Genomic DNA, 3,706 nt, shown 5'->3' with positions numbered 1-3,706 from the left:
GCACCTTTTCCGGTCCATTAGCTCCTGCATCATCCCATGCGCCATTAGCTCCTGCCGCACCCTCCTCCCAGGCTTGACCATTCCCCCACACCGGAAACAACACCAGCTGTCAGGGAAATCCTGAACAGCCGGTTCAGGTTTTTCCTGATACTGCACTCCACTCCCCGGTCGAAAAGCAAAATGTAAACCGAACTGGCGCTGTTTTGAACAGTGGATCATTCACCGTAAGAAGGAGGAGGTAACATGAAGTGGTTTTATGGTTTGAAACTCAGCACGAAACTGATGGTCGGTTTCGTGGTGGTCGCGCTGGTCGGGGCGGTGATCGGCATGATCGGCATCAGGAACATGGGGAAGATCAACGACCTGGCCGATGACATGTACGAGAAGGAGGCGCTGGGCATCTCCCACATCAAGGAAGCCGACATCCACATGCTCTCCGTTGCCCGGGCGGAGAAGAACTTCCTGTTGGCGACCGATCAGCAGGAGCGGGAGAAGTACCTGCACAACGTCGCCAAGTACAAGGAGGAGTACAAGTCGGAGCTGGAGAAGGCGAGGCCGCTGTTTCGCTCCGAAAAGGCGAAGGAGCTCTTCAAGAAGTTCGACGCGGCCAACGAGGAGTGGCTGAAGGTCCAGCAGCGGGTCATGGACCTGGGGGCGAAGGAGCAGCTGACCACCAAGAAGGACTCCATCGAGCTCTCCTTCGGCGAGGCGCGGAGCAAGCTTGGCGTGGTGGACGACACCCTCACCTCCCTTTCCCGCGTCAAAGAGGAGAATCTCAAGGAGGCCGACGCCGAGACCAACCGCATCTACCACGAGAGCTTGAAGCTGATGATCGGCTTCATCGTGGCCGGGCTGGCGATCGGCATCGGGATCGGGGCCCTGATCACCAGCATTGTGAAGGGACAGCTGGGGGGCGATCCCAGCGAAGTGGGAGAAATCGCCAACCGCGTCTCGATGGGGGACATGACCGCGGTGATCGACCTCAGGGGGAAGAAGGAGGACTGCGTGATGGCTGCCATGCAGAAGATGATGGATGCCATCAAGGCGCTGGTCGTCGACGCCAGCACCCTCTCGGACGCGGCGGTGGCAGGCCGCCTTGCCACCCGCGCCGACGTTTCCCTGCACCAGGGCGATTTCCGGCGGGTGGTGGCCGGGGTCAACGACACCCTGGACGCGGTGATCGGGCCGCTCGAGATGGCAGCCACCTACGTGGATCGTATCTCCAAGGGTGACCTCCCCGAGAAGATAACCGAGCAGTACCAGGGGGACTTCAACGACATCAAGGAAAACCTGAACGTGCTGATCGAGGCCATGCAGACCATCACCGCCTCCGCCAAGGAGATCGCGGCGGGCAACCTGCTGGTGGAGATCAGGGAGCGCTCGGAGAGGGACGAGCTGATGCGGGCGCTGGCCGATATGGTGGCCCAGCTCTCCAAGGTGGTGGGTGAGGTGCAGGCGGCCTCCGACAACGTGGCAGCGGGGGCCCAGGAGCTCTCCGCCGGGGCCCAGAACATGTCGCAGGGGGCCACCGAGCAGGCGGCCGCGGCCGAGGAGGCCTCCTCTTCCATGGAGGAGATGTCCTCCAACATCAAGCAGAACGCGGACAACGCGCTGCAGACCGAGAAGATCGCGGTGAAATCGGCGCAGGACGCGCTGGCCGGCGGCAAAGCGGTTGCCCAGACGGTATCCGCCATGCGGGAGATTGCGGGCAAGATCACCATCATCGAGGAGATCGCGCGCCAGACCAACATGCTGGCGCTCAACGCCGCCATCGAGGCGGCGCGGGCAGGCGAGCACGGCAAGGGATTCGCGGTGGTGGCAAGCGAGGTGAGGAAGCTCGCCGAGCGGAGCCAGTCGGCGGCCGGCGAGATCAGCAAGCTGTCGGTCTCCAGCGTGGACGTGGCCGAGCAGGCGGGCTCCATGCTGGGGCAGATCGTGCCCGACATCCAGAAAACGGCCGAGCTGGTGCAGGAGATCTCGGCGGCCTCCCGCGAGCAGGACACCGGCTCCCTGCAGATCAACAAGGCGATCCAGCAGCTCGACCAGGTCATCCAGCAAAACGCCGGGGCGGCCGAGGAGATGTCTTCCACGGCGGAGGAGCTCTCCAGCCAGGCCGAGCAACTGCAGTGCACCATCTCCTTCTTCAGGGTGAAGGAGGGGGCGGCCCCCGCGCGGGTGGCGAGAAGGGCGGCTGCCAAGGCCGCCCCGCAGCCATCGAAGGAGCGTTCCCTCACCCAGTCCGGGCCGAAGAAAGGGGCTTCCCTGGCCATGCTGGAAGATGAACCGCTGGATGCGCAATTCGAGAGATTCTGACCAGGAAGCTGCCGGTGGCGGTACCCAATACTGACAAAGGAGACGACGAGATGGAGGCAGCAACCTTAACGGGGAGCCGGCAGTACCTCACCTTCAGACTTGGTGAGGAGAGCTTTGCCGTGGATGTGGGGAAGGTGAGGGAGATCCTCGATTTCAGCGGGGTGACCAAGGTTCCCCAAACCCCGACTTTCATGCGAGGGGTGATCAACCTGCGGGGGAGCGTGGTGCCGGTCCTCGACCTGAGGCTGAAGTTCGGCATGAATTGCACCGAGCAGACGGCGGACAGCTGCATCATCGTGGTGGAAATGGCGCTGGGGGGGGACCTGCTGGTGCTGGGGATGCTGGCGGATGCCGTCCAGGAGGTGATCGAGCTGGCGCCGGAGCAGATAGAGCCTCCTCCCCGCATCGGGACCCGGCTCAACACCGAGGTTATCTTCGGCATGGGGAAATACGAGCAGCAGTTCCTCATCATCCTGGACATCGACAAGGTCTTCGGCGCGGACGCCGAGGCACTAGTGGCCGAAGCGGCCTAACCCGGAGGGGCATATTACATGAAGTGGCTGTCTAACCTGAAGATTGGAAAGAAGCTGTACGCAGGGTTCATCGCGGAGAACGCCATCGTGGTGGCCCTGGTCCTGATCGCCTACCTGAATTTCAGCGCGCTGGGCGACGCCAACAAGATGAACGTACACACCTACAAGGTGCTGGATAACGTGCAAAACCTGCTGACCGCCCTGGTGAACATGGAGACGGGGGAGCGGGGATATGCCATCACCGGCAACGAGAACTTCCTGGAGCCGCTCAAGGCGGGCAAGAGCGACTTCCAGAAGAACTTCGACGAGGTCAAGCAACTCACCTCCGACAACCCGCGGCAGCAGGAGCGCCTGGCGAAACTGCAGCAGATGAAGGAGAGCTGGGTTTCGGTGGATGTGGATCCCACCATCGCCCTCAGACGCGAGGTAGCAGGCGGCAGGGGATCCATGGATGCGGTGGTGAAGACCGTGCAGGCAGCCAAGGGGAAGGCGCAGATGGATGCCATGCGGGGCATCCTGGCGGAGATGGGGAAGGAAGAGAACACCCTGCTGGCGCAGAGAACCGCAGCGTCCGACGCCCGTCGCTCCTCCACCAAGACCGTCCTGCTGGCAGGCGGGTTGGTGTCGGTCCTTTTAGCCATGACCATTGCCTGGCTGCTCACCAGGGCCATCACCAAGCCGCTCAGCAAGGCGGTGGAGGTGGCCGGGCGGGTCGCCAAGGGGGATCTTTCCATGACCTTCGAGATCGACTCCGCCGACGAATCGGGGCAGCTTTTGGCGGCCTTGAAGGAGATGATGGAGAGGATCAGGGCGCTGGTGGCCGACGCCAACCTGCTCTCGGTGGCAGCCGTGGAAGGAAG

3 protein-coding genes are annotated in these 3,706 nt (G+C 62.7%); all 3 read left to right on the top strand.

Annotated elements, in window-relative coordinates:
• Positions 1 to 243 precede the first annotated feature (243 nt).
• The gene (locus VJ604_RS02135; RefSeq protein ID WP_324079737.1) at positions 244 to 2,313 is read left to right on the top strand and encodes a HAMP domain-containing methyl-accepting chemotaxis protein; all 2,070 of its coding nucleotides are present in this window, start codon (positions 244 to 246) and stop codon (positions 2,311 to 2,313) included.
• A gap of 50 nt (positions 2,314 to 2,363) precedes the next feature.
• Positions 2,364 to 2,846: a chemotaxis protein CheW gene (locus VJ604_RS02130; protein WP_324079738.1), complete on the top strand. Its 483-nt coding sequence runs from the start codon at positions 2,364 to 2,366 to the stop codon at positions 2,844 to 2,846.
• An 18-nt stretch (positions 2,847 to 2,864) separates the two neighbouring features.
• A partial coding sequence (locus VJ604_RS02125; protein ID WP_324079736.1) for a CHASE3 domain-containing protein occupies positions 2,865 to 3,706 on the top strand: 842 nt, incomplete at its 3' end.

It is taken from the genome of Geomonas sp., assembly GCF_035254065.1.
Lineage (GTDB): Bacteria > Desulfobacterota > Desulfuromonadia > Geobacterales > Geobacteraceae > Geomonas.
This window is presented reverse-complemented; position numbering and strand designations above follow the sequence as displayed.

Coding starts and splice junctions, on each gene's coding strand:
- VJ604_RS02130 (WP_324079738.1), top strand. CDS start 2,364: ATGGAGGCAGCAACCTTAACGGGGAGCCGGCAGTACCTCACCTTCAGA.
- VJ604_RS02135 (WP_324079737.1), top strand. CDS start 244: ATGAAGTGGTTTTATGGTTTGAAACTCAGCACGAAACTGATGGTCGGT.